The organism is Enterobacteriaceae endosymbiont of Donacia dentata, assembly GCF_012570745.1.
Taxonomy (GTDB): Bacteria; Pseudomonadota; Gammaproteobacteria; order Enterobacterales; family Enterobacteriaceae.
Genome location: NZ_CP046212.1, coordinates 452,697 through 458,942, shown reverse-complemented (window position 1 = coordinate 458,942; position 6,246 = coordinate 452,697). Strand labels below are relative to the sequence as shown.

General features: G+C 19.9%; 8 protein-coding genes. 1 reads left to right on the top strand and 7 read right to left on the bottom strand.

What is annotated here, in order from left to right; translation table 11 throughout:
• Positions 1-73 precede the first annotated feature (73 nt).
• The 6 genes from cgtA to rplM form a co-directional block, all read right to left on the bottom strand.
• Positions 74-1,087 (bottom strand): Obg family GTPase CgtA, encoded by a 1,014-nt coding sequence (gene cgtA, locus GJT90_RS02205; RefSeq protein ID WP_168920245.1) that lies wholly within the window; start codon positions 1,085-1,087, stop codon positions 74-76.
• A 97-nt stretch (positions 1,088-1,184) separates the two neighbouring features.
• Positions 1,185-1,454, bottom strand: a complete 270-nt coding sequence (gene rpmA / locus GJT90_RS02200) for a 50S ribosomal protein L27 (protein WP_168920244.1) — start codon at positions 1,452-1,454, stop codon at positions 1,185-1,187.
• A 10-nt stretch (positions 1,455-1,464) separates the two neighbouring features.
• A complete protein-coding gene (rplU, locus tag GJT90_RS02195) occupies positions 1,465-1,782 on the bottom strand; it encodes a 50S ribosomal protein L21 (RefSeq protein WP_168920243.1) in 318 nt (105 codons plus the stop codon).
• Between the two features lie 127 nt (positions 1,783-1,909).
• A complete protein-coding gene (gene murA / locus GJT90_RS02190) occupies positions 1,910-3,172 on the bottom strand; it encodes a UDP-N-acetylglucosamine 1-carboxyvinyltransferase (RefSeq protein ID WP_168920242.1) in 1,263 nt (420 codons plus the stop codon).
• 139 nt (positions 3,173-3,311) lie between these two features.
• The gene (rpsI, locus tag GJT90_RS02185; RefSeq protein WP_168920241.1) at positions 3,312-3,710 is read right to left on the bottom strand and encodes a 30S ribosomal protein S9; all 399 of its coding nucleotides are present in this window, start codon (positions 3,708-3,710) and stop codon (positions 3,312-3,314) included.
• 28 nt (positions 3,711-3,738) lie between these two features.
• Positions 3,739-4,161, bottom strand: a complete 423-nt coding sequence (gene rplM, locus GJT90_RS02180; RefSeq protein WP_168920240.1) for a 50S ribosomal protein L13 — start codon at positions 4,159-4,161, stop codon at positions 3,739-3,741.
• A 215-nt stretch (positions 4,162-4,376) separates the two neighbouring features.
• Here rplM and argR point away from each other — a divergent pair, with 215 nt between their 5' ends.
• Positions 4,377-4,856 carry a transcriptional regulator ArgR gene (gene argR, locus GJT90_RS02175; protein WP_425482526.1) on the top strand — a complete coding sequence of 160 codons (480 nt, stop codon included), beginning with the start codon at positions 4,377-4,379 and terminating at the stop codon, positions 4,854-4,856.
• A gap of 19 nt (positions 4,857-4,875) precedes the next feature.
• Here argR and serS read toward each other — a convergent pair whose 3' ends face one another.
• The gene (serS, locus tag GJT90_RS02170) at positions 4,876-6,159 is read right to left on the bottom strand and encodes a serine--tRNA ligase (protein WP_168920239.1); all 1,284 of its coding nucleotides are present in this window, start codon (positions 6,157-6,159) and stop codon (positions 4,876-4,878) included.
• Positions 6,160-6,246 lie beyond the last annotated feature (87 nt).

Here is a 6,246-nt window from a genome sequence, read left to right as displayed (position 1 = left end):
TTTTATAATCCAAATAAAATTACACAAATATGTTATATTGTCCTTTAATACAATAATTAATAAAATTAAATTTTTAATTATATAAATATTGAAAAATATCTGTACATAATTTTTTAATTCCAATATCTTCCTTAGAAGATATTAAATAATATCTTTTTATGAATTTAAAATTTAATAATATATTATTAATATAAAGTTTTAAATCGTTTATATTATCAAATAAATCAATCTTATTGAAAATTAGCCATTGATCTTTTAAAAGAATTTTTTTATTAAATTTTTTAATTTCAAAATTAATAGTATTTATAGCATTAATGATTTTATCATGATTATTAATTATTGATATATCTATAAAATGTAATATTAAATTACAATATTTAAAATGTTTAATAAAATTTAATCCTAATCCTTTACCAATTGAAGATTTCTTTATAATGCCTGGAACATCTAATATTGAAAAAAAATTATTATTAAATTTATTTTTAACAGTACCTAAAACAGGTTTTATTGTTGTAAAAAAATAATCACCAATTTTAGTATTAGCAGAAGATATTTTTTTTATAAATGTTGATTTTCCTGTATTAGGAAAACCTAATATACCTATATTTACTTTTAAATATAATTCTAATTTTATTCTTTTTTTTTCTCCTAAATTACCCTTTGTTCTTTTATATGGAGTTCTATTAATAGAAGATTTAAAATTAATATTTCCTAATCCACCTTTACCTCCTCGTGTAATTAAAAAAATTTGATTATTTTGACTCAAAAATATAAGAGTTTTTTTTTTTTCTATATCAATAATTTTTGTTCCTATTGGAACTTGAATAATTAAATTTTTTCCATTTTTCCCTGTACGTTGACAATTTTTACCATGTGATCCATTTTCAGATATATAATTATTTTGACAAAAAAAATTAGTAAGTGTGTTAACATTATTACTAGATATAAAATATACATTACCTCCTTTACCTCCATTACCTCCGTCAGGACCTCCTTTAGGTATATATTTTGCACGATGAAAACTAATACATCCATCTCCTCCTTTACCTGATTTTATATATATAATTGCTTTATCAACAAATTTCATTATAACTCCATATAAAACAAAAAATAATATATAAAAGATACATATATATTTAAAATATATAACATATCTAATATTTCAAAATATTTATTTAAATTTTTTATTTATTAAAATGATTTTTTATAACATTAATATATTTTTTTTTCTGAAACCCTTTTTTTGTAAATTTAACAATACCGTCAATTTTTGAAAATAGAGTATGATCTCTACCACAACCAACGTTATTTCCTGCATGAAATTTAGTTCCTCTTTGTCTAATAATAATAAATCCAGATTTAACTTTTTCTCCACCAAAACATTTAATACCTAATCTTTTCGCATGAGAATCTCTTCCATTTCTAGAAGATCCTCCAGCTTTTTTATGTGCCATAAAAAAATTCCTATTTTAAATATTGAATCTTAATAATTTTAATATTAGTAAATAATTGACGATGACCTTGTGTTTTTTTATAATGTTTTCTTCTACGAAATTTAATTATTTTAATTTTATTTTCTTTTCCATGTGAAATTAATTCTGCTATTATTTTTGCTCCTATAATAATAGGAGTACCAATATTTATTTTATTTTTATCATATATCATTAAAACATTTTTAAATTCAATATTATCACCAATTTTTCCTTTGATTTTTTCTAATTTAATACTTTGTCCTTGAATAACTTTATATTGTTTACCACAACTATCAAAAATAGCATACATGCTATCATCCTTATAAAATAATTTAATTTTAATCTATATAATTAAAATTATAAAATATAATAAAATATAGTAAAATAATTAATAAAAAATATTATCTTAATTATTTTATTATATTTTAATATTTATATTAATTATTCTTTATTCTTTTAATATTTGCACCTAAAGATATTAATTTTTTTTCTATTGTTTCATAACCACGATCAATATAATTAATATTATTAATAATAGTTTTTCCAGAAGCAATACAACCAGCTAAAACTAAACTTATTGAAGCCCTTAAATCTGTTGCTACAATTTTTGCACTATAAAGTTTCTTGACTCCTTTACAAATTACTTGGTTTTTTTTAAAAAAAACGTTTGCTCCCATTTTTATTAACTCGTGTATATATAAAAATCTATTTTCAAAAATAGTTTCTGTTACTTTACTTTTACCTAATGCAATTAAATTTAATAAAGTAAATTGTGGTTGAATATCAGTAGGAAAATCAGGATAAGGTCCTGTAATTATATCAACTGCTTTAGGTTTTCTATTTTTCATATTAAGACTACACCAATTTTTACCTGTCTTAATTTCTGCACCAGTATATTTTAATTTTTTTAATACAATATCTAAATTTTTAGGATTAGTTTTTTGACATAATATTTGTCCTCCAGATATAGCAGCAGCTATTAAAAAAGTTCCTGTTTCTATTCTATCAGATATTATTTTATAAATACCTCCTTTTAATTTTAAAACACCTTTAATAATTATTTGGTTTGTACCAGCACCTTTAATTTTAGCGCCCATAGTGTTTAAAAAATTAGCTAAATCTTTTATCTCAGGTTCTTTTGCTGCATTATCAATAATAGTTATTTTATATGCATAAATAGCAGCTAAAATAATACTAATAGTAGCTCCCACACTACTTTTTTCCATTATAATATGAGAACCTTTAAATGTTTTATTTATATAAGCATAAATATTATTATTTTTTATATAAATTTTAGCACCTAATTTTTTTAAATATTTAATATGTAAGTCAATAGGTCTTTTCCCAATTGAACATCCTCCAGGTAAAGATATTTTAATTTTACCTAAACGATTTAATATTGGACTTATTAACCAAATTGAAGCTCTAATAGATTTAACTAAATTTTTAGGAAAAATATAATGATTATATAAATTATTTGCATTTATTATTAATGATTTTCCTTTTTTTATTTTTACTCCTAAATGTAAAAGTAATTTAATAGCGTTATCTATATCTTTTAATTTAGGTATATTTTGAATTTCTACTGATTCATCTATTAAAATAGATGCAAATAAAATAGGTAAAGCAGCATTTTTAGATCCAGAAATATTTATTTTTCCTTTTAACTGAACAGGACCTTTTATAATAAATTTATCCATATTTATTCTCGGAAAAATATTCACAAAAAAGATTAAAATTTATAATTTTAAATCTAATTATTTTATAAATATTAATATTATTTTTTAATAAAATTTTTTATAAAAAAATTTACTATAATTAATAATTATAAAATTAATTTTAACGTTTTGAAAATTGCGGACTACGTCTAGCTTTTTTAAATCCTACTTTTTTACGTTCTACTTTACGATCATCACGAGTTATAAAACCTATTTTTTTTAGATCTTTTCTAAAAAAAGCATCATATTTTATTAAAGCTCTAGTAATTCCATGTCTAATAGCTCCTGCTTGCCCAGAAATACCACCCCCTTTTACAGTAATATATAAATCTAATTTATTATGCATTTTTATTAATTCTAAGGGTTTTATGATCATTAGACGATGTGTATTTCTAACAAAAAAAATATTTATATCTTTTTTATTAATATTAATTGATCCATTACCTTTTTTAATAAAAACTCTAGCCGAAGAACTTTTTCTTCTTCCTGTACCATAATAATAGTTAACAATATTTTTCATTATTTTATATCCTGATGATAAAAGATAATTAAATATTTAAAATGTATTTTTTTTGAGCAATATGTTTATGAATTTTACCTTTATAAATTTTTAATCTTTTTAACATTAACATTCCTATTTTATTTTTAGGTAACATACCTTTAATTGAATGTTGAATTATTTTTTGAGGATTTTTTTTAATTAATTGTTCAAAAGATATTTTCTTTAATCCTCCAGCATATCCACTATGACTAAAATAAAATTTACTTTTATTTTTTTTTCCTGTAATTTTAATTTGTTCAGCATTAATTACAATAACATAATCACCTATATCAATATAAGGTTTATATAAAATTTTATGTTTACCCATTAAATAATAGGCAATTATACTAGATAATCTTCCTAAAATTTTTTTTTTTGCATTTATAAGATACCATTGATGATGAAAATTATTTTTTAAGATATTATTCATATTGTATATTTATCCAAAACATAAATTTTAATAAAATTAAATTTTTTTATATATTATTAAATTTTTTAATAAAAAAATATAAATTTTTATTAAAATATGATAATATAGTTACATTATAAATGCAATTAGTCTTTGTAAATTTTAATAAATTTAGTAAATAGTAATTTTATTATTTTAAATAAATAATTTTTTCTTTTATTTTATTGGTGATTTTTATGGGAATAATTTTTACAAAAAAAAAAGAGGATAATTTAGTTAAAATATTTAAAAATTTAATTAAACAAGAAAAATTCAGTACACAAACAGAAATTGTAACTGCTTTACAAAAAGAAGGATTTAATAATATCAATCAATCTAAAGTATCTAGAATGTTAACAAAATTTGGAGCAGTAAGAATTAGAAATACTAAAATGGAAATGGTTTATTGTTTTCCTTTAGAATTAAGTGTACCAAATACAACTAGTCCATTAAAAAATTTAGTTTTAGATATTGATTATAATGATGTTTTAATTATTATTCATACAAGTCCTGGAGCTGCTCAATTAATAGCAAGATTATTAGATTCTTTAGGAAAACCAGAAGGAATATTAGGCACTATCGCTGGAGACGATACTATTTTTGTAGTACCTACTCGTTTATTTAAAACTATTCATTTATATAATTCTATACAAAATTTATTTAAACAAAAAGTATAAATAAAAAATAATAAAATTATTATTTTATGTGTGTTATTCCTTTCATATATGGCTGTAATATTTTTGGTACAGTAATTGTACCATCTTTAAGCTGGTAATTTTCCATTATTGCAGCTAATGTTCTTCCTACTGCAAGTCCTGATCCATTAAGAGTATGTATAAAATTAATTTCATTATTTTTTATTTTTCTATATCTTGCTTTTATTCTTCTAGATTGAAAATCCCACATATTAGAACAAGAAGAAATTTCATAATATTTGTTTTTTGATGGGAACCATACTTCTAAATCATATGTCTTACTTGAAGAAAAACTCATATCTCCTGTACATAATAACATTTTTCTATAAGGTAAATTTAGTAATTGTAATATTTTTTCTGCATGTTGAGTAATTTCTTCTAAAGTTTTTATAGAATTTTCAGGTTTAACTAATTGTACTAATTCTACTTTATCAAATTGATGTGTACGTATTAAACCTTTATCATTTTGTCCATATGAACCAACTTCAGATCTAAAACAAGTACTATGAGCCACTAATTTTAATGGTAATATTTTTTCTTCAACAATTTTATCATTTAATAAATTAGTTAATGGAACTTCTGCTGTTGGAATTAAAAAATATTCACATTGATTTTTATTTTTAAAATTTTTTATTTGAAAAAGATCTTTATTAAATTTTGGTAACTGTCCAGTTCCATATAAATTTTTTTTTTTAACTATATATGGAACATATATTTCTTTATAACCATGTATATTAATATGTACATCTAACATAAATTGAATAAGAATACGATGTAAATATGCTATTAATCCTTTTAAAATAATAAATTTTGATCCACTTAAATTTACAGCTGATTCTATATCAATTCCTTTATTTAATATACCTAATTCTAAATGATCACGTACAAGAAAATTATATTGTTTTATATTACCCCATTTTTCAATTTCTTTATTTTCATTACTATTTTGACCAATAGGAACATCTTCTAATGGTAAATTAGGTATCATACTATAAATTATACTTATATCTTTTTTTACACTATCTAATGTAATTTTATATTTAGATATTTTATTATTATAATTAATTACTTTTTTTTTTAATTTAACAACATTATTATTATTTTTTTGTGATAAAATTTTAGAAATTTGATTTCTTTTTACTTGTAAAAATTCCATTTTTATTTGTAAATTTTTCCGTTTTTTTTCTAATTTTTTTATTAAATCAATATTTAAATTAAAATTTCTTTTTTTCAAAATATTACAAACATAATCAATATTATTACGTAATAATTTAACATCCAACATAATAGTTTCCTATACTAAATATTAAATAATTAAGTATTATAATATAAATATATAAAATTATATAAATTTATTTTATAAATATAGTAT